The 21,017-nt window shown below is 28.2% G+C and carries 22 protein-coding genes; 5 read left to right on the top strand and 17 right to left on the bottom strand.

Features of this window, described 5'->3' with window-relative positions; all coding sequences use genetic code 11:
* Window positions 1-79: 79 nt before the first annotated feature.
* Window positions 80-1,111: an NADH:flavin oxidoreductase/NADH oxidase gene (locus tag APAC_RS05370; protein ID WP_130233144.1), complete on the top strand. Its 1,032-nt coding sequence runs from the start codon at window positions 80-82 to the stop codon at window positions 1,109-1,111.
* Between the two features lie 15 nt (window positions 1,112-1,126).
* Here the strand turns inward: APAC_RS05370 and APAC_RS05365 are convergent, their stop codons facing one another.
* From APAC_RS05365 to APAC_RS05345, 5 genes are read right to left on the bottom strand one after another with little or no spacing between them, the layout of a single operon-like run.
* Window positions 1,127-1,822 (bottom strand): ABC transporter ATP-binding protein, encoded by a 696-nt coding sequence (locus APAC_RS05365; RefSeq protein WP_130233143.1) that lies wholly within the window; start codon window positions 1,820-1,822, stop codon window positions 1,127-1,129.
* Window positions 1,815-2,582 (bottom strand): ABC transporter ATP-binding protein, encoded by a 768-nt coding sequence (locus APAC_RS05360; protein WP_130233142.1) that lies wholly within the window; start codon window positions 2,580-2,582, stop codon window positions 1,815-1,817. Before APAC_RS05360 ends, APAC_RS05365 begins: the two co-directional genes overlap by 8 nt.
* Window positions 2,579-3,598, bottom strand: coding sequence for a branched-chain amino acid ABC transporter permease (locus APAC_RS05355; RefSeq protein WP_130233141.1), 1,020 nt, complete (start codon window positions 3,596-3,598; stop codon window positions 2,579-2,581). Before APAC_RS05355 ends, APAC_RS05360 begins: the two co-directional genes overlap by 4 nt.
* 2 nt (window positions 3,599-3,600) lie before the next feature.
* Entirely contained in the window at window positions 3,601-4,497 is an 897-nt protein-coding gene (locus tag APAC_RS05350) for a branched-chain amino acid ABC transporter permease (RefSeq protein ID WP_130233140.1), read from the bottom strand.
* Window positions 4,498-4,553: 56 nt separating this feature from the next.
* Window positions 4,554-5,672: an ABC transporter substrate-binding protein gene (locus APAC_RS05345; RefSeq protein ID WP_130233139.1), complete on the bottom strand. Its 1,119-nt coding sequence runs from the start codon at window positions 5,670-5,672 to the stop codon at window positions 4,554-4,556.
* Window positions 5,673-5,820: 148 nt separating this feature from the next.
* On the opposite strand from APAC_RS05345, the gene APAC_RS05340 reads away from it, so the two are divergent.
* From APAC_RS05340 to APAC_RS05325, 4 genes are all read left to right on the top strand, one after another.
* Window positions 5,821-6,600 (top strand): substrate-binding periplasmic protein, encoded by a 780-nt coding sequence (locus tag APAC_RS05340; RefSeq protein ID WP_130233138.1) that lies wholly within the window; start codon window positions 5,821-5,823, stop codon window positions 6,598-6,600.
* A gap of 201 nt (window positions 6,601-6,801) precedes the next feature.
* Window positions 6,802-7,977, top strand: a complete 1,176-nt coding sequence (locus APAC_RS05335; protein WP_130232576.1) for a transposase — start codon at window positions 6,802-6,804, stop codon at window positions 7,975-7,977.
* Window positions 7,978-8,147: 170 nt separating this feature from the next.
* Window positions 8,148-11,255 carry a PAS domain S-box protein gene (locus tag APAC_RS05330; protein ID WP_170170117.1) on the top strand — a complete coding sequence of 1,036 codons (3,108 nt, stop codon included), beginning with the start codon at window positions 8,148-8,150 and terminating at the stop codon, window positions 11,253-11,255.
* 42 nt (window positions 11,256-11,297) lie between these two features.
* A complete protein-coding gene (locus APAC_RS05325; RefSeq protein ID WP_130233136.1) occupies window positions 11,298-12,518 on the top strand; it encodes an IS256 family transposase in 1,221 nt (406 codons plus the stop codon).
* A 107-nt stretch (window positions 12,519-12,625) separates the two neighbouring features.
* Here APAC_RS05325 and hypA read toward each other — a convergent pair whose 3' ends face one another.
* The 12 genes from hypA to APAC_RS05265 all read right to left on the bottom strand — a co-directional run bounded on the left by hypA (window position 12,626) and on the right by APAC_RS05265 (window position 20,914).
* Window positions 12,626-12,967 (bottom strand): hydrogenase/urease nickel incorporation protein HypA, encoded by a 342-nt coding sequence (hypA, locus tag APAC_RS05320; RefSeq protein WP_130233135.1) that lies wholly within the window; start codon window positions 12,965-12,967, stop codon window positions 12,626-12,628.
* 9 nt (window positions 12,968-12,976) lie between these two features.
* The gene (gene hypE, locus APAC_RS05315; protein WP_130233134.1) at window positions 12,977-13,972 is read right to left on the bottom strand and encodes a hydrogenase expression/formation protein HypE; all 996 of its coding nucleotides are present in this window, start codon (window positions 13,970-13,972) and stop codon (window positions 12,977-12,979) included.
* Window positions 13,969-14,325 (bottom strand): nucleotide pyrophosphohydrolase, encoded by a 357-nt coding sequence (locus APAC_RS05310; RefSeq protein ID WP_130233133.1) that lies wholly within the window; start codon window positions 14,323-14,325, stop codon window positions 13,969-13,971. The genes hypE and APAC_RS05310 overlap by 4 nt, the downstream gene beginning before the upstream one ends.
* Before the next feature lie 11 nt (window positions 14,326-14,336).
* On the bottom strand, window positions 14,337-15,461 hold the full coding sequence (gene hypD, locus APAC_RS05305; RefSeq protein ID WP_130233132.1) for a hydrogenase formation protein HypD: 1,125 nt from the start codon (window positions 15,459-15,461) through the stop codon (window positions 14,337-14,339).
* A gap of 12 nt (window positions 15,462-15,473) precedes the next feature.
* Window positions 15,474-15,755 carry a HypC/HybG/HupF family hydrogenase formation chaperone gene (locus tag APAC_RS05300; RefSeq protein ID WP_130233131.1) on the bottom strand — a complete coding sequence of 94 codons (282 nt, stop codon included), beginning with the start codon at window positions 15,753-15,755 and terminating at the stop codon, window positions 15,474-15,476.
* A complete protein-coding gene (gene hypB, locus APAC_RS05295) occupies window positions 15,755-16,555 on the bottom strand; it encodes a hydrogenase nickel incorporation protein HypB (protein WP_130233130.1) in 801 nt (266 codons plus the stop codon). The genes APAC_RS05300 and hypB overlap by 1 nt, the downstream gene beginning before the upstream one ends.
* A gap of 104 nt (window positions 16,556-16,659) precedes the next feature.
* Entirely contained in the window at window positions 16,660-17,895 is a 1,236-nt protein-coding gene (locus APAC_RS05290; RefSeq protein WP_130233129.1) for a BaiN/RdsA family NAD(P)/FAD-dependent oxidoreductase, read from the bottom strand.
* A complete protein-coding gene (locus APAC_RS05285) occupies window positions 17,892-18,557 on the bottom strand; it encodes an energy-coupling factor ABC transporter ATP-binding protein (protein WP_130233128.1) in 666 nt (221 codons plus the stop codon). The genes APAC_RS05290 and APAC_RS05285 overlap by 4 nt, the downstream gene beginning before the upstream one ends.
* Complete coding sequence (locus APAC_RS05280; protein WP_130233127.1) at window positions 18,541-19,188, bottom strand: energy-coupling factor transporter transmembrane component T; 648 nt, start codon at window positions 19,186-19,188, stop codon at window positions 18,541-18,543. Before APAC_RS05280 ends, APAC_RS05285 begins: the two co-directional genes overlap by 17 nt.
* On the bottom strand, window positions 19,185-19,565 hold the full coding sequence (locus APAC_RS05275) for a hypothetical protein (RefSeq protein ID WP_130233126.1): 381 nt from the start codon (window positions 19,563-19,565) through the stop codon (window positions 19,185-19,187). Before APAC_RS05275 ends, APAC_RS05280 begins: the two co-directional genes overlap by 4 nt.
* A 31-nt stretch (window positions 19,566-19,596) precedes the next feature.
* A complete protein-coding gene (gene cbiM, locus APAC_RS05270) occupies window positions 19,597-20,190 on the bottom strand; it encodes a cobalt transporter CbiM (RefSeq protein ID WP_130233125.1) in 594 nt (197 codons plus the stop codon).
* A gap of 1 nt (window position 20,191) precedes the next feature.
* On the bottom strand, window positions 20,192-20,914 hold the full coding sequence (locus APAC_RS05265) for a DUF4198 domain-containing protein (RefSeq protein ID WP_130233124.1): 723 nt from the start codon (window positions 20,912-20,914) through the stop codon (window positions 20,192-20,194).
* Window positions 20,915-21,017: the final 103 nt, after the last annotated feature.

Raw genomic sequence — 21,017 nt, 5'->3', positions numbered from 1 at the left:
TCCTATAGTTTAAGTATAATAATTGTACAAAATAATAGTTAATCATCAATAAACAAACTTTGTAATTAAGGGAAAATAGATGGATATACTTTTTAATCAAAAAAAGATTAATAATATCAAAATAAAAAATGCAATTGTAATGCCTCCTATGTGTATGTATAAAAGTGATGAAGACTCCCATTTAAAAGATTTTCACTTTACTCACTATAATGCCAGAGCAATTGGAGGTGTTGGATTAATAATAGTTGAAGCAACAGCAGTTGAAAAAAGAGGAAGAATTTCTAATAATGATTTAGGATTATATGATGATTCACAAATTGAAGGTCATAAAATATTAAATAATCAAATTCATAAATATGGAACTAAAACAGCAATTCAATTAGCCCATGCTGGTAGAAAATCAGTTTGCACAAACTCTACTCCAATTGCACCTAGTACTATAAAATTTAGTGATGATGAAGGGTACAAAACTCCAAAAGAGATGACTAGTGAGGATATAAAAGAAGTTAAAAATCTATTTGTAAATGCTGCAATTAGAGCAAAAAATGCTGGTTATGATATGATTGAACTTCATGCCGCCCATGGATATTTACTTTGTGAATTTTTATCACCAATTACAAATCAAAGATTAGATGAGTATGGCGGAACACTTCAAAAAAGATGTAAGTTAGTTTTAGAGATTGCAAGTGAGATAATAGAAGCTACAAACTTACCATTAATAGTGCGAATTAGTGCAGATGAATGGGAAGAAAATGGTTGGGAAATAAAACAATCAATTCATTTATGTAAAGAATTAGAAAAAATTGGTGTTAGTGCTATTCATGTAAGTGCAGGTGGAAATATACATAAACCTAGTCTGACTCCAAATATTGAACCACTCTATCAAGTAAACTATGCAAAACAGATAAAAGAGAGTATTAAAATACCTGTAATTGCTGTAGGACTTATTACAACAGCTCAAGAAGCTGAAATGTTATTAAACAATGATTATTGTGATTTTGTAGCATTTGGTAGAGAACTACTTAGAAATCCAAATTTACCTTCTCATATAGCACATGAATTTAATATTGATGGAGTAATTGATAAATCATATTTAAGAGCTTTTCTATAGCTCTTAAATAGTTAATTAAGCACCTAAATATTTTGCTCTAATTTCATCAAGTCCAACTAACTCTTTTCCTACACCTTCAAGTGCTATTTCACCATTTTCAAGAACATAAGCATAATCTGATATTTCAAGTGCTGCATAGGCATTTTGCTCAATTAATAGTATCGTTATTCCTTCATCTCTTAATTTTAAAATAATATCAAAAAGCTCTCCAATAATTTTAGGAGCAAGACCAAGTGAGGGTTCATCAAGCATTAAAAGTTTTGGTGAACTCATCAATGCTCTTGCAATTGCAAGCATTTGTTGCTCTCCTCCACTCATAGTACCGGCTAATTGTGTTTTTTTAGCTACTAATCTTGGGAAAAGTTTAAACATATGCTCTTTTAATTCTTCATATTTTTCATCATTATTAAAAGCACCCATTCTAAGATTTTCTTCAATTGTAAGATTTATAAATACTCTTCGTCCTTCTGGAACTAATGCTATTTTACTTTGTACTATTTCATGTGTTTTTAATTTTGAGATATCTTTCCCTTCAAAAAGAATTTCACCACTTTTTTTAACATCATTTACGATTGAAGATAAAGTTGAAGTTTTTCCAGCTCCATTTGAACCAATAAGTGAAACTATTTGTCCCTTTGACACTTCAAAGTTTATTCCTTTTACAGCTTTTATAAGCCCGTAAAATACTTCTAAATTATTTACTTTAAGCATGTTTAAAATCTCCAAGATAGGCTTTTATAACCTCTTCATCTTTTATTGCATCTTCAATATGCCCTTCAAAAATAGTTTTACCATAATCTAAAACCATTACTCTATCGCACAAATGATTTACAAACTTCATATCATGTTCAATTAATAAAATTGTCACATCAAACTTATCTCTAATATCAAATAAAAGATTTGCCAACTCTTTTGTCTCATTTGGATTCATTCCAGCTGCTGGTTCATCAAGTAAAAGTAAACTAGGAGTTGTAGCTAAGGCTCTTGCTATTTCTACCTTTCGCTGACTTCCATAAGATAAAGAAGTTGCTAATTCATCTTTATATTTATCAATTCCTAAAAATTCTAAAATTTCTATTGCTTTTTTTTCTATCTTTTTTTCTTTAGAAAAAAATCTAGGAAGTCTAAAAATAGATTCAAGATAAGTATATTTAGCACTTTTATCAAGTCCGATTAAAACATTATCTAAAACACTCATAGAAGAGAATAGTCTAATATTTTGAAAAGTTCTTGCTATTCCTTCATGAACTATTTTATAGTTTTTCTTATTTGTAATATTTTTCCCATTTAATATTACTTCACCACTTGTTGGTTTATAGTTTCCTGTGATGATATTAAACATAGTAGTTTTACCTGCACCATTTGGACCAATTAAACCAAAAATTTCATTTTTGTTAATTGAAAAAGATGTATCATTAATAGCAACTACTCCACCAAATGATTTTGTAATATTTTTAACTTCTAAAATCATTTTTTCTTACCTTTAAATTTAAAAATATCACTTAACTCTTTTTTACCCATAATTCCTTCTCTTGCAAATAACATCACAAGAATTAAAATTACAGAGAATACAACCATTCTAAGACCTGGATGTGCATCCGTTTGGAAGCCAAATATATTCATAGGACCATCAAGGAATCTTAACCACTCACTTCCACCAATTACAAGAATTGTACCTATAATAGCTCCTGTCATAGACCCAAGCCCTCCAAGAACAATTATAATTAATAGTTGGAATGTTAAGAAGAATGTAAATAAATCTGGACTAATCGTTGTAAGAAGAATTGCTAATAATCCTCCGCCAATTCCTTCAAAAAATGCACTTGTTCCAAAAGCCAAAGTTTTAATTTTAAAGGTATTAATGCCAATTGCACTTGCTGCATCTTCATCATCTCTAACAGCTTTCATAGCTCTTCCATATTTAGAATGAACTATATTTAGCATAATAATTACAGTTAAAATAGCAAGTCCACCTGTCCAATAAATATTAATTAATGAAGGAATCTCATTTAATCCAATACTTCCATTTGTAATTTCTGGTTGATTTATTGCAATTACTTTGATAATAAAACCAAAACCAAGTGTAACGATAGCTAAATAATCACCTCTTACTCTAAATACAGGTGCTGCTAAACAAACAGCTACAAATGCTGCAATAACACCACTTAATAATAAAGCTGGAACAAGTGAAGTATTAAGTGCAAGTACCCAAGGAGCTGGATCTTCAAGTTGATACAAATCCCATTTTAAATCTTCACTTAATAAACAAATAGCTGTTACATATGCACCAATTGCTACAAATCCATTTGGCTCTAATGAAAACTGTCCTGTAACTCCATTTATAAGATTATATGAAGCTGCTAGAATAATAAAGATAAAAATATTATTTAAAATTCTCATTCCATAATCTTCAAAAATATATGGAGAAATCATTAAAAATGAAATACTTAATAGTGTGTAGATTATAAAATTTTTATTAATAGTCATGATTAAAACCTACTTTTTTCAAAATTTATTCCCATAATACCAGTTGGTTTAAATAATAATACAAGAATTAAAAATATAAATGCAATTGCATCTTTATATCCACCAAATTCAGGGAAAAATGCTACAAATATAACTTCTGTAAACCCTAAAATAAATCCACCTAAAACTGCACCAGTTACTGAACCAATTCCACCTAAAACAGCAGCAGCAAAAGCTTTAAGACCAATCATAACACCCATATATGGAGTTAAAATTGGATAAGAAATAGCCCAAAATATTCCAGAAATAGCTGCAAGTGATGAACCTATAATAAATACAATCATTATAATTCTATTTGAATCCACACCCATAAGTGATACTGTTTTAATATCAAAAGCAAGTGCTCTAATTGCAACACCATATTTTGTTTTAAAAAGTATAAATAAAAGTACACATAAAAGAAGAACTGTAACAATAGGAACTATAATTACAATTGGAGTTAAAACTGCACTTCCCATATGAATAATTTTGTCGAAATATTCAGGGATATCAAAAGATTTTGGTGTTCCACCAAAGGTTACATTCACTATATTTTCTAAAAAAAACGATACACCAATTGCTGTAATTAAAAGTGAAATTCTAGGAGAATTTCTTAAGGGTTTATATGCAATTTTATCTGTTAAAACACCAACAATTACGGATATTAAAATTGCAAAAAAAACAGAAAGTGCAAAAGATATTCCAAAGCTATCCATTGCAAAAAATGAGGCAAATGCTCCAACCATCATAATATCAGCATGGGCAAAATTTATAAGTCTCAAGACTCCATAGACCATTGTATAACCAATAGCTATAAGTGCATACATGCTTCCAAGACTTATTCCATTAATAAGTTGTTGTAAAAATGTTAATAAATCCATTTTTCTCCAATAATTTTTTAAATAAAAAGGCTTTAAAAGCCTTTTTTATTATATTTTTATGGTTCAACAGTAGTTAAATATGATTTTGAACCATCTTTAATTTGATTAATTACAGCAGATCTTACAGCATCACCACCTTGAAGTGTAATAACTCCTGAAGCACCAGCAAAGTTTTTAGTTGCTCTAATATTTTTATTTACACACACAGAATCACTTGGGTCTTCACAAGAATTCATTGCATTTAAAATTACATTATATGAATCTGCTGCTAAAACTCCAAAAGGATGAACTTCTTTTTTTAGCTCTTCTTTATAAGTTTGAGCATACTTTTTTGAAAGTTCTGTTGTTTTAGGAGCACTTGAAGAGTAAAGATCAGTTGCATAGAATCCCTCAACAGCATCACCACCTGCTTTAAAGAATACATCATCTGCAGTCATACCATCTGTTCCTAAGAATTTAGCTGTAATTCCTAGCTGTTTTGCTTGTTTTGCAATAAGACCAGCTTCAGCTGAATATATAGGGAAGAAAATAAGTTCTGGATTTAAAGCTTTAATATTTGATAACATTGCTTTAAAATCAGTATCACCAGCATTTATTTTAGCATTTTGTAAAATTTCACCACCAAGTATTGGATATGTTCTTTTAAAAATCTTAGAAATACCTATTGAATAATCATTTTTAACATCTGTTATTAAAACTGCTTTTTTTAGTTTTAAATTCTTAATAGCAAAATTTGCAGCAACTTCACCTTGGAAAGCATCAGAAAAACAAACTCTCGATACATAATCTTTTCTTTTAGTTACTAATATATTTGTTGCAACAGGAGCTACAACAGGTATTTTTGCATTTTCTGCAAGTTTAGTCATTGCCATTGTATTTGTTGAAGTAAGTGCTCCAATAATTGCTGTAACTTTATCTGAAGAGATAAGTTTTGATGCAGCATTTGCTGATTCAATTTTATCTGATTTATTATCAACTAAAATAAGTTTAACATCATCACCATTTTTTAATTTTGGTGCCATTTTGTTCATTAATTCTAAACCTTCCATTGCACTTTGACCAAATCCACCTATTGGACCTGACATTGGCATAATTACACCAATTTTTACCTCTTTTGCAAATGAAATAGAGCAAGTTAATGCAGAAGCTAAAGCAATACTTATGATTTTTTTCATATTGTCTCCTTGTTTTTATATAAAATCTTATCAAAATAAAATTTCAATAATAATAAGTAAGGTCTATTATTTATACATAATTTACAATGTAGAATTAAGAGATGATAAAATTAATTATGTTATATTATGCACTATAAAAGGGATTGAAATGAAAACTGTTATTGCATTACTGATTTTTTTTAATTTTAATTTATTTGCAGAAAATACAAAATTAGAAAAAATAATCACGAATAATGAATTAAGGGTATGTATTTGGCCTCAATATTATGGAATATCATATATTGATTCTAGAACTCAAAAACTTACAGGCATAGACATTGATTTAGCCCATGAACTTGCAAAAGATTTAAATGTAAAATTAAAGCTAGTAAAAAGCTCTTTTCCAACACTAATTGAAGATGTAACTTCCAACAAATGTGATATTGCAATGTTTGCAATAGGAAATACAAAAGCTAGAAGTGAAAAAATGAGATTTACAACTGCTCATTTACAAAGTGATATTTATGCAATAACTACAAAAACAAATAAAAAAATAAAATCATGGGAAGATATAGATAAGAATGGAGTTATAGTTGCTGTTGCAAAGGGAACATACCATGAACCAATTATGAAAAAAAAATTAAAAAATGCAAAACTAATCACCATAAAAGGATTTAAACAAAGAGAGCAAGAGGTTCAATCTGGAAGAGCTGATGTATTTATGACAGATTATCCTTATAGTAAAAAAATGTTAGAAAAAACTGATTGGGCTAAACTGATAAAACCTACAGATAATTATCATTTAACATCTTATGCTTGGACTATGGCATATGGTCATGAAGAGTTTTATCAAAGAGTAGAAAAATTTATTTTTAAAATAAAAAATGATGGAAGGTTACTTAAGTTTGCTAAAAAAAATGGATTAGAACCTATTGCTAAATTAAGATAAAATTTGTAATGAAAAATAGATTAAAACTAGCCTTAGGAATAATTATTGCTTTTAGTATAATTCTTTTTATTATAGAGCCACTTGCAGATTATAAAAAACAACCCGTAATTTAAGCTGATTTAAATTTTAAAAAGTTGAATCAAACTTCAGATAAGTTATAATTTTTTACTACAAAAATTTAACAGAAGAGCGATTCAACTTATGGAAATTATTCTACCAAAAATATCTTCAAGTCTATCTAAAATGTGGACTAAGGTTTTAAATCTTGAAAATTCACTTTTTCCTTCTTTGAAAAGAGAGCTTCAATTAGAAGAGTTGTCAAATAAAGAGCAAAAGCTTATTAAGATATTAGACTTTGCTGCGATTGAAAAAAATATCACTGTCGTATCTATTACAAACACTCCAAAGCATAGAGAAGAGATTGCACGAGCATTTATTGCAAAGAGTGTTTACAATATCCAAACAACCAGAGACCTTATCGATAGACTTCATAGTGATAGAACGCTGAGGATCTTGTGTGGGTGGAGATATAAAAACGATATTCCAAGTGAGTCTAAATTTAGTAGAGTCTTTAAGGAGCTCAGTGAGCTTAAAATTGCACAAAAGACGCATGAGCAGTTTGTGAAGGAGTATCTAAGGGATACACTCTTTTTTTATAATGCAAGTGATGCAACAAAAATACCACTGAGAGAAAAACCTGTAAAAGTTGAAAAAGAAAAGTTTAAACCAAAAAGAAGAGGACGACCTAAAAAAGGTGAAACAAGAGAGCCTAAAACACCCAGTATCTTGCAGCAACAAGAAGATATGAAAACCACAAAGCAGATGCTATCTTTGGTATCAACGCAGTGTGGAGTTGGAAGAAAACAGAATTCCAAAGGCAACTTTGAAACATGGATAGGAGGGAAACTCCATATCAGTGTAGTAGATGGAGATATCCCTATTACTGCTATTTATTCAGGGGCAAATGTTCATGATAGCTCAGTAGCACTTCCTCTTATAAACGAGACAAGCAAAAAAGTATCATATCTTTATGACTTACAAGATGCAGGATACGACAGCAATATTATCAGAGATTTTTCCAAAAAACTAAATCATAGACCGCTTATTGATATCAATCCGAAGAACTCCAAAGAGTTAAAAGGAAAAATTCAACTTATAAAAGATGAAAAAAAGAAATTTAAAATTCTAAACCTTACTCAAAGTTTAGATACCCATCACTATAACCAAAGAAGTATGGTTGAGAGAGTCAATAAATACCTCAAAGAAGACTTTGGATGCAGTAATATTTATTATAAAGGAGCTACAAAAGTAGCTTCTGTTTTAGCATTTGGTATTTTATCAGTTTGTATTCATCAGAGTTTGAAACTGGTAACATAACTTTTAGCTAAAAACACTAAAAATTAGCCATTTTTAAAACTCAACCATCAAGCACGCACCCAATAATAGTTTTTTATCTAAAATTGACCCATAAAGCGGTAAAATGATTAAAAGTTTAAAAGATCTGCTTGATAAGCTTAGTAGGTTTACAAATTCACTAGTTTATGATGGTGGAATTTGCAAGCGGCTCTATAGTTAAAGCTTTATCCTTATTTAAAGAAGAAGCTGAAAATAATTACATAAAAATCTCTAAATTAAATGCAAAAGCATTTTCAAAAGAGTTAAATCAAGACTTATCAAATATTGAACAAATTATAAATAATATCCACTCAATTATTGATATATCTATGCCACTTACAAGTATAAATAGAAGATTAGTTGATATGCAAAAAAACTATCCACAAATTAGATCTATCAATATATTAAAAAATGACACGATTATTTATAGTTCTAACCTTGAAAATATTAACTTAGTAATCAAAAATCTAAATCTTTTCCCAAATCCTATATTTGAAGAAAATATATTAAAAATATCAACACCATGGATAGGTAGAGATTTTATAAATGGTGATGATGTATATACAAATGAAGAAAAAATCAGCAAAAATGAAACTTTTTTTATACCTATTTCAAAAACTATCTTAAGTAAAAATAGTGATTATAATGTAGTTATAAATCTAAATAATGACTATTTTATAAATAGATTTTTAAATAGTATTGATTCAGATTATGTAACTTTTGAATTAATTAGACTAGATGGAATACTACTATTATCTACTGATGATTCAAAAATAATTGGAACAAAAATAAAAGAACAAGATTTACTTGAAAAGACATTTGAAAAAAATGAAATAACCAAAGTTGACACTATTGATGGAAAAAAATATATTTTAACCTACACACTTACAGATAATTTTCCTATTACATTAGCTGTAAAATTTGATTATGAAAAGAGTATGAGTAATTGGAATAAAAAAGAGTATGAATTTTTTATTATAACTATCATGACTATTATAATTACCATAATCGTATCTTTATATTTATTCTATCTTTATAATAAAGGAAAAGAAAATGAGATAATTCTTCATAAAAAACAATCTCAAGAACAAGAAAAATTTAAACTTTTATTTGAAGATTCTCATTTTTTAGCTGCCGTTTTAGATGAAAGAGGAAAAATAATTGATATAAATAAAACAGCTTTAATTTTCTTAAATCAAAATATTAATGAAGTAAAAGAAAAAAATATTTGGGATTTAAAATGCTGGAGAGATGCTGAAAAAGTTTTTTTCAAAAACTCTTTTTTGATTGGTCCATTAAAAAAAGATATTTCAAAAGAAATAATAGCTTTAAATTCAAACAATGAAGAAGCAATTATTGATTTAAATATATATACAATAAGTAAAAATAATGAACATAATTACATAATAATAGGTCAAGATATAACTCAAAGAAAAAATAGAGAAAAGAAATTAAAACAAGCTTATTCTGTTTTTAGTAATACTCATGATGGTATTATAATTACAAATAAAGATACAAAAATAATAGATGTTAATAATGCTTTTACAAAAATTACTGGTTATACAAAAGAAGAGATACTAGGTATCAAGACTAGTATATTAAAATCAAGTATACATTCAAAAAAATTTTATGAAAATATGTGGGAAAAAATAAGAACAGCAGGTCACTGGGAAGGAGAAGTAACAAATAAAGATAAAAATGGAATTTTATATACTGAGTGGCTTACAATAAATACAATTTATGATAAAAATAATAGTATTCTTAACTATATAGGTGTTTTTAGCGACATTACAGAACAAAAAAATAAAGATATAAAAATAAGAGAAAGTGAAGCTAAACTAAAGAAGTTTTTTCATCATTCAGGAGTTGGGATTGCAAGAGTTTCATTAGATGGTCACTGGTTAGAAGTTAATGATAAATTGTGTCAAATATTAGGTTATGAAAAAGATGAGCTTTTAAAATCAACTTTTCAAGATATAACTTACTATAAAGATTTAGATGAAGATTTAACATATGTTAGTAAAATGATACAAAAAGAGATTGACTCTTATGAAATGGAAAAGAGATACATAAAAAAAGATAACTCTTTAGTATGGATAAAGCTAACAGTGACACTTATTTTAAAAGAGAATGGTGAACCAAACTATTTTATTTCGGTAATTCAAGATATAAATGCTAATAAGTTATATGAGAAAAGTATAAAGCAGGCTTTATTAGTATTTGAAAATACACGTGATGGAATTATGATAACAAATAAGAAAAATCAAATAATAAATATAAATCCTGCTTTTACTAAAACTACAGGTTATAGTTTAAAAGAGATTCTTGGAGAAAATCCATCAATATTAAAATCAAATAAACAAGATAAAATTTTTTATGAAAATATGTGGAAAAATTTAATAGAAAATGGGTTTTGGGTAGGTGAAATAATCAATAAAGATAAAAATGGTAACCTATATGAAGAGTTATTATCAATCAATATAATTAGAAACTCAAACAATGAAATAGAGAACTATATAGGTATTTTTTCAGATATTACAATTCAAAAACAACAAGAAAAGATGCTATTACAACAAGCTAGGACTTCTGCTGTAGGTGAAATGATTGGAAATATTGCTCATCAATGGAGACAACCACTTTCTGTAATATCAACTGCATCTACGGGACTTAAATTTACACTTGAAATTGGCAATAAAATATCTAAAGAGGATATAATTCCAACTTTAGATAAAATAAATGAACACACGCAACACTTATCAAAAACAATCGATGATTTTAGAAACTTTTTTAGGGGAGATATATCTGATAGAAAAGAGTTTAACTTAAAAAAGACATTATTAAAAGTTGAAGATTTAACAATTGATTCTTTTAATAATAATTTTATCATCGTAAAAAAAGATATAAAAGATGATATTTACATAGAAGGAAACGAAAATCTACTTATTCAAGCTTTGATAAATATTTATAATAATGCAATTGATGCTTTAAAAGAACAAAATCAAAATGCTAAACTGTTTTATGTATCTTTAGAAAAAAATGAAAATAGAATCTCAATTTTACTAAAAGATAATGCTGGAGGGATAAAAAAAGATCTTATGGAAAAGATATTTGAACCTTATTTTACAACAAAGCACCAATCAGTTGGTACAGGATTAGGTTTATATATGACTCATCAGATTATAACAAAGCAATTTCATGGGGAAATAAATGTATATAATGAAGAGTTTATTTATGAAAATGAATCAAATAGGGAGTGTTAGAAATTCCGTGTCAATCTGATAAAATAATATCAAGGATTGACAATGGAAGAGAGAATTAACTTTGACTTCAATGAAGTTTTAGAAAAATTTAAAAATGGTAAAAATCTTACTGGTAAAGATGGACTTTTAGCTCCTCTTATCAAACAACTAACAGAAGCTGCACTTGAAGCAGAAGTTGAATCACATATTGCTAATGATGTTCTTTCAGGAAAAAGAAATAGAAAGAATGGTGTAAATAAAAAAACTATTAAAGGTTTATCTGATGGTTCTTTTGAACTTGAAACTCCAAGAGATAGAAATGGAACATTTGAACCTCAAATAGTAAAAAAACATCAAACTACAATTTCAAATGAAATAGAAGATAAAATCCTTTCAATGTATGGCTTAGGAATGAGCTACAGTGATATATCGTCTCATATTGAAGAAATATATCAAGTATCTATTTCAACTGCAACAATTAGTGCTATTACAGATAAAATAATTGATAAAGTTAAAGCTTGGCAAACAAGACCATTAGATTCAATCTATCCATTTGTATGGTTAGATGCAATACATTATAAAATTAAAGATGGTGGTAAATATGTATCAAAAGCTGTTTACACAGTTTTAGGTGTAAATATGGAAGGTAAAAAAGATATATTAGGACTTTACCTTTCAGAAAGTGAAGGAGCAAACTTCTGGCTTAGTGTTTTAACTGATTTAAACAATAGAGGATTACAAGATATTTTAATTGCTTCTGTTGATGGATTAAAAGGATTTCCTGAAGCTATAAAAACTATATTTCCAAAAACTGAAGTACAACTGTGTATTATTCATCAAATTAGAAATTCAATAAGATATGTGGCTTCTAAGAACCATAAAGAGTTTATGAAAGATTTAAAACCAGTTTATCAAGCTGTTTCAAAAGAAGCAGCAGAAGATGCACTTTTAGCTTTAGATGAAAAATGGGGAAAACTATATCCAATAGTTTTACAATCTTGGAATAATAAATGGGAAAATCTATCTGTTTATTTTAAATATCCACCAGAGATTAGAAAAGTAATATACACAACAAATATTATTGAATCTGTACATAGACAATTTAGGAAACTTACCAAAACAAAAGGTGCATTTCCAAATGAGAACAGCCTATTAAAACTGCTTTATATGGGAATGAAAAATGCCACTAAAAAATGGAATATGCCAATGTGGAATTGGAACTTAACACTTTCACAATTGGCAATATTTTTCGAGGGTAGATTGGATAGCGAACTTAAAATTTAAGTTCAGGTGTGATAGGATTTCTCCTATCAGAATTACTTTGACACGGAATATTTAACGATCTCATCAAATATGGGTGCAGTATTTAGTATAAAATTATAATACTATTACTACTGCATTTCAAGGGACATTAAATACATATCTTCACCATCTTCAACTTTTACGTTTACACTATTACAAGATGGACATGAAAATTCATTTTTATCTAAAGTTGAAGTTTTACTACAATCATGACAGAGTATTTGTACTTTTTGTATATTCATTACAAAATCTGCTCCATCACAGACTGTTTGTTCTTTAAAAGTATCAAAAGCAGTTTTAAGTAAGTCTGGTTCTACACCACTTAAAACTCCAATTTTAACTACTACTTTTGTAACTTTTGATGCATCATTTGCTTTTGCATGCTCTTCACAAGATTCTAATAGAGATTGAACTATTGAGTATTCGTGCATTTTTTACCTTTAACAAATTCTTGGAAGTAATTCACCAGTTGGTGTTTCTAAAAATCTTTTTGTTCCCCATGCTGAGTTTAAAACTACTTTTTGTTCATATTGATCTGTAACTTTACCGATAATTGCAGCATTTGTTGCTTCAGGGAATTTTTTTAAAACATCAATTGCTTTTTGTGCATCATCTTTTGCAATTGCTAGTACAAATGTACCTTCATTTGCTAAATTAGATGCTTCAAAACCTAACATTTCACAAATACCTTTAACCTCATCACTTACAGGAATTTTATCTTCTTCAACTTCGATACATACATTTGATTGTTTTGCCCACTCATTAAGTACTGCACTTAAACCACCTCTTGTAGCATCTCTTAAAGCAGTTATTTTAACTCCACTATCAATCAAAGCTTTTACTTGAGGATATAATGAATTACAATCACTTTTAAGTGTTGTACTCATGTCCATTCCCTCACGTGCTGCAAATATAGTTGCACCATGTGCTCCAATATCTCTACTAACTAAAATCATATCATCAGTAGTTATATTATTTGAACTAATTCCTTTATATTGAATCTCACCTACACCAGTTGTATTTATAAAGATTTTATCAACACTTCCTTTTGGTACTACCTTTGTATCACCACTTACAACTATTGCTTCATTTTTAGCAAGTTCTTCTTTCATAGATGCAACTATCTTTTCTAATTGCTCTACTTCAAAACCCTCTTCTATAATAACACTACAAGTTAAATATTTTGGTTTTGCTCCCATCATAGCTAAGTCATTGCATGTTCCACAAACTGCCAGCTTACCAATATCTGCTCCATTAAAAAATAAAGGACTAACTGTAAATGAATCTGTACTAAAAGCTAAGTTGCCATTTTCTATAACAGCAGCATCTTCACTCTTTTCTAATATCTCATTTTTAAAGGCACTATAAAATATATTAGTAATTAGTTCATTATTTTCAACACCACCATTACCGTGAGCTAGTGTTATATTTGTCATCTGTTTTCCCTACTTTTACTATATTTTTTGCTTCCGCCTTTAGAAGTTTCCACTGGATATTTAGCTTCATTTTTATCCATCTTTTTTAAAATAGCATCTTCTAAGTCAATATCTAGTTTCATACATATTCTTAATAGATATATAGCTATATCTGCAACTTCTTCTTTTGTATGTTCTTTTACATCATCTGGTAAATTTAATGACTCTTCAAAATCTAACCATTGAAAAATTTCATTTAATTCACCTACTTCTCCATTTAATGCCATAACTAAATTTTTAGGATTATGGTGAGAATTCCAATCTCTATCATCACTAAATTTTTGAATTCTTTGTTTTATTTTTTCTATATCCATGAATTTTAACCTTATAAAAGATTCCCATATTTATAATAAGCACTACAAGCACCCTCACTACTAACCATACATGACCCAATAGGATTAGTTGGAGTACATACGTTTCCAAATATCTTACAGTCAGTTGGTTTTGCAACACCTTTTAAAATATCTGGACATCTACATGCTTTGTTTTCTTTTACTTCTTTTGTAGGTAGTATATCTTTATAAACTATTTTTGCATTGTATTTACTATACTCATTTTTTAGTTCATAACCACTATTGGCAACCTCACCTACACCTCTAAATTTAAAAGGTACTTTTGTAAAGAACTTCTCTATCTTCTCTTGAGCTTTTACATTCCCCTCATAAGATACAAGTCTTTTATACTCTATTTCTAAATCACTTCTATTTTCAACAAACTGTTTTACAATCATAGAAATAGCTTGCATAACATCTACTGGTTCAAATCCTGCTACTACAACTGGTTTATTATAAGTCAGAGGAAACTCTTCATAAATCTTACTACCACTAATAACACTTACATGAGATGGCCCTAAAAAAGCATCAATCTTACAATCATCACTTTGAACTAAAACTCTCATAACTTCTGGTACAGTTATATGATTTATATGAAATTGTATATTTGGAATATCGTTTTTTATAACTTGTTCAATTAAACTACAAGTCATAGGTGTAGTTGTCTCAAATCCTATTGCAAAAAATACTACAGTTTTATCTGGATTTTCACTAGCAATTTTAATACAATCCATAGGTGAGTAAACAAATCTTACATCAGCACCTTCACTTCTTGCTTTTTGCAAACTTCCTTTACTACCTGGTACTTTTATCATATCTCCAAGTGTTACAAGTATCACATCACTTTGTAAACTTAGTTCATAAGCACTATCTATTCTATCTTTTGGCATAACACACACTGGACATCCAGGTCCATGAATAAAATTGATTTTTTTATTTAGTAATTGAGGAATACCATATTTCATGATAGTATGAGTATGTCCACCACATACTTCCATGATATTAATAGTTCCATCATAATTTTCTAAATCTTTATCTATGATTTGTTTATATGCTTTTATAGTTTTAGGGTCTCTAAAACCATCATATAAATCTTTTAGTTGTAGTTCTTTTTCCATAAATATTCTTTATTATCTATTTGGACAGTTGTCTGATTCTTCAATAGCTGCTAAGCGTTCTTCCTCTTCCATCTTATCTATAATCTCTCGATAGACTTTTAGTGACTCTAAAGCATCTTCTTCATCAATCTTATTCATAGCAAAACCAATATGGATTAATACATAATCACCTACTACTACTTCTTTATCAATTAAGTCTAAACTAGCACTTCTTTCAACTCCCATAGTATCAACTACACAAGTATTCATTTCCTCATCTATACTTTTAATTTTAGAAGGTATTGATAAACACATTATCTCATTCTCCTTTTAAAATTAATCCAATCAACCACTGCTTTTAATGAATCAGCATCTTTAGTACTTACTTCTAAGATATCTACATTTGGTTTTAGTTTTCTGGCAGTCTCTTTTTCTTTTTGAATATCATATTCAAAGTATGGAAGTAAATCAGTCTTTGTAAATAGTATTAAATCTGCTGCTCTAAACATAACTGGATATTTAGCAATCTTATCTTCACCCTCAGGTACAGATACTAGAACAATGTTTAAGTGAGTTCCTACATCATAAGAAGCTGGACATACTAGATTTCCTACGTTTTCTACAAAACATACATCTAAATCTTCTAAAGGCATATCATGTAATCCTTTATGAACCATAAACGCATCTAAGTGACAAGCACTCCCTGTTTGGATTTGTACAGCTTTAATATCTTTTGCAATTAATCTATCTGCATCTCTATTTGTTTCTAAGTCACCTTCAACAACACCATATTTAAAATCTGCAATATCTGCTAAATGTTCAAGTAAAGTAGTTTTACCACTTCCTGGACTACTCATAAGATTTATTCCTAATACTTTGTGATTATCAAAGTGTGCTCTATTGTGAGCTGCTTCGTGGTCATTTTTATCAAGTATTTTTTGAATAACTGAAACTGTTTTTGCATCATTTAATTGAGGGTTATGATGAAGTGTTTCATGAGCTGCTTGATGAGAAGCACTTTCATGTGAATGTGAATGGTCATGACTGTGTGAGTGGTCATGATCATGATGGTGATGAGTAGCACCTGCTATTGTACAACCGCAATCTTTACACATAGGGATATCCTTTTTACTAATGAATTATTATTCAATTTTATGAAGTTTAACTCAAAAAATCTAAAGGATATATAATATTTTTAATTTCTTAGGTATTTTTAGAACTAATCTTTTAATTTACCTGCTAAAAAACCACTTGAAAAAGACCATTGAAGATTATAACCACCACAAGGGCCATCTATATTCATAACTTCACCACAAAAATAAAGTCCTGATGTGATTTTACTTTGCATGGTTTTTGGGTCAATTTGCTTTAAATCAACACCACCTCTTGTAATCATTGCAAATTTAAAACCATCATGTCCAGTAATTGTAAAAGGAGTCCAAGCTAAAGTTTTAACTAACTTCTCTCTTTTAACACCTTCAATTTGTTTAAATCTAAGATTTGTATCTACTTCACAAATATTGCATATTTGAGTTGCTACACTAGTAGCAAGTAATGTTTCTAAATTTTGTAAGATATTGTGTTGCGGATTTTTAACAATCTCTTTTTTTAGATGAGAGTAAATATCTTCTTCATTCATCCCTTTTAAGAAGTTTATTAAAAGTGGTACTTCTTTATGTTTTGCAAGTATTGGAGTAATTTCTCTTGCAAAATCTAAAATAACTGGTCCTCTAAGTCCTTCTTTTGTAAAGATTAAATCTCCAGTTAGTTTTAGTTTTTTATACTTTGGAATATCAACTCTTAATATAGCTTTTGCAATAGTATCTGCTTTACAAGCTGCAAAGTTTTTTTCTTTTGTAAATAGTGGCATCATAGCAGGATGTGTTTCAGTTACTTTATGCCCAAAACCTTTTGCATACTCATATCCATCACCAGTTGCTCCAAGAACTGGATAACCAAGTCCTCCTGTTGCTATTATCACATTTTTTGAAGTGTATGTTTTATCACTTGAATTTAAAGTAAACACCTCATCATCTTTTAAAATACTGTCTATTTTAACTGAACACTCTACATCAATTCCAAGTCTTGCAATTTCTTCATCAAGTGCACTTAAGATGATACTAGAACTATGATTTACGGGAAATACTCTAAATCCATCTCTTGAAATAGTTTCTACTCCAATACCATGGAAGAAGTCTCTAAGTGCATCAGCATTAAATAAATTTAATGCATCACTCATAAATCTACCATTTTTACCAAACTTAGCCATAAATTCATCAGTTGATAAAGTGTTTGTTAGATTACATTTTCCACCGCCAGTTGCTTTTAACTTAGCAGCAATTTTTGATAGTTTTTCTAAAAGTAGTACGCTTTTATTCTCACTTGCTGCACTAATAGCTGCTAAAATTCCAGCAGGTCCTCCACCTATAACAATAACATCGTAAATTTTATTCAATTATCTTCTACCTCTAACTTTTCTAAACAATTATTATGTAGTTTATATATTGTTGGAGCTAAACTTTCGATAAAACTTTTGTGATGGGATACAATAACCATAGATTTTTTAATAGAATTTAAAATATTTACTATCTTTTTTTCTGATTCTTCATCAAGTGCATTTGTAGGTTCATCAAGTAGTAAAATTCGAGGCTCTAATATCAATAAACCTGCTAAAGCAACAATCTTTTGCTCTCCACCACTTAAATCAAAAATTATTCTATCTTCTAAGTGTGAAATATGAAGTTGCTCTAATATCTTCTTACCTTTTTCTAAAGCTACTTCTTTACTCTCACCTCTAGTTCTAAGAGAAAAAATCACATCTTCAATAACAGTTGGACATAAAAAATGATTTGTAACATCTTGAGGAAGATAAGCTATATCGTTTCTATATTTTTTAAACTCTTTTAAATTATTGATTTTATTGTGAAATATCTCTAGATAACCATCAGTTGGCGCTATTAATCCTGCAACTATTTTTAGAAGTGTACTTTTACCACTACCATTTGAACCAATTATTGCTATTTTTTCTTCATGACCTAAATTAAAACTAATCTTACTAAACAACTCTTTTTTATCATTTTTATAAGATACAGCTCTTAAATTAACTGAACAACTCATATACTACCTTTAATAAAATCAATACAATAACACCTAATAAAATCTTTTCATGTAAATCTATTTTATAAGAGTTTAAAAAATAAATTCTATTTTCAAAACCTCTTGCATTCATACTATATTTCATATCTTCTGATTTTTTTAATGCTTTTATAAATATCATGGCAAAAACATTTCCATAAGTTTGATATGTAAACATTGAAGTATTTGCATTAAAACCTCTAGCTTTTAAACTATCCTTCGCTTTTTTGAAATCTAGCATTAAATAGTCAATAAGAGTTAATGTAAAATAAAATACACTAACTAACTTTGAAGGTACTTTTAAAGCATCTAATGCTCTTACTATATCATAACCTTTTGATTTATAAAAAATAGAGATATTAAAAAGTAAAATCATATTAGTTCTAAAAAACAATTCTAAAGCTTCTGTTTTATCTTGAAAAAATACAAATAGTACTAAAACAACTATGAAAAAATTCAAAAAAACTAGTTTTCTAAATATCTTTAATAGATGCTCTTTTTGTACAAATAAAATTATACTCAAAGGAATTAGGAATAAAAAACTTAATGGTGAAAATGCAACTAAAATTGAGAATAAAAAAGCATTTACTAAACTTATTAATTCTTTATTCATTTTTTAAATCTTTTAAGTAAAAAGAAAAGTAAGAATATAGTTACTAATCCTAAAATGATTTTGATATATTCTATTTTCTTCTCTTCTTTTACATGCTCTTTTTTTTCTTCATGTTTTATATTATCTACTGTGACTTTTTGTTGTGCAATATGTCCACTACCTGCATCAATAGTAATCTCAATGTCTTTTGAAGTTGGTTTATATAAAAAAATTCCTTCATTATTAAGTTTATTTTTGAAGATTACTTTGTCTTCACTTTTTACTGTAAACTCACAATTTATACATGGTTTACCATTTGCAAAATATGAATAAATCTCAAGATTGTCATTTTCATTTGTAATAAATAGATTTACTTTATGAGCAAATGATAATGACATAAAAAGAAATACTAAAAATAGATATCTCAAATTAACCTTTCAAAAGTTTTGGATAGACTTTTTTGATAAATAGAAGTAAGAACATACTTACTAATCCTTCTATAATCATAGTTACAATATTTACTGAAAATATCGTATATGCTGCGTAATTATATTCATCTTTTGAGAAATATAAAATTAAAGTAAGAAAAAGTGTTGCAAAAAAAGTTCCTAAAAACCCTACTAAAAAGAATTTTACTTTTTCATTTACTCTTTTTATAAAAGATAAGTTATAAAAATAATAAACTATTACAGCTGGTGCTGCCATAATAAATAAATTTACCCCTAAACTTGTAATTCCACCATATCCTAAAAGAAGTGCTTGAAGTAAAAGTGCTACAAAAATAGCAACAAAACTACTCCAAGATATAAGTATTCCAATAACGCCCAAAAGTATTAAATGTATTTGAGTAACACCAAAAGGTATATGAATAAATGATGCAATAAAAAACATAGCACTAGCAACTGCAGTTAAAGAGATTTCTTCATTTTTAAGCTCTTTAACTGCTTTTATTAGTGCAATTGCTGAAATTGCTGATATGATAATAGTTGGTTCAATTCCTAGAACACCATCAGATATATGCATTTTAGTGCGCTTTAATCCACATTAAAGCACCATTTTCTACAGGATACTTTTTACCTTGGTGTTTTAATTCACCCTCTTCTATAAGTGCAGCAAATCCCCACCAACCTTTATGGTTCATATTAAATGAAAAAACTCCATTATCATCAGTTTTAACTACTTGAGTTATATGAGCATCACTTGGAGCTTTTAATCCAAACTCATTAAAAAGTTCTACTTCTACTTCTGTATTTGCTGCTGGTTTTCCATTATGTAATACTTTACCTGTAAATAAATTATTACTATAAAGTGCAAATGGCTTACTAAGGGGAATAATTTCATATTTTAACCCAAGAGGTTCATCCCATCCATCCTCTAATCCAAATGAACTAATAATCACCTTTGGGACATGAGATATAAACTTCTCTTCAGCAGGTTCAAAATATGGTTGAGGCTCTACAAAAAACTTGTAAACACCAGGTTTTTTTATTTCATAAGAACTTTTCCAAGCTTTATGATCAAACTTTTTTGTCTCTTCTAATTTTATAGTTTTATCTTTACTATTTAAATATAAAGTTGGTTTTTCCATAGTCATACCAGTTTGTTCAAATGGATGAATAAACGAAATATCAAAGTTAATTTTTGATTCATCTTTAGAGCTAACATTGTCAGTTGTTGGTAAAAAAGTTAAAAAATGAGCATTTGCACTAACTAACAATCCTAAAGATATCGAGATAATTTTTTTCATAATTGACCTTTTATTTAAAATTTTATAAATTATATTTATCATGACGTTATAGTATAATAAATTTTTATATCCACTTAGGTAATTTTAGAACAAAAAATAGACA

The sequence above is a fragment of the Malaciobacter pacificus genome (assembly GCF_004214795.1).
Classification (GTDB): domain Bacteria; phylum Campylobacterota; class Campylobacteria; order Campylobacterales; family Arcobacteraceae; genus Malaciobacter_A; species Malaciobacter_A pacificus.
Note: the sequence above shows the minus strand (reverse complement) of the source record. Positions and strands in the feature narration are given on the sequence as shown.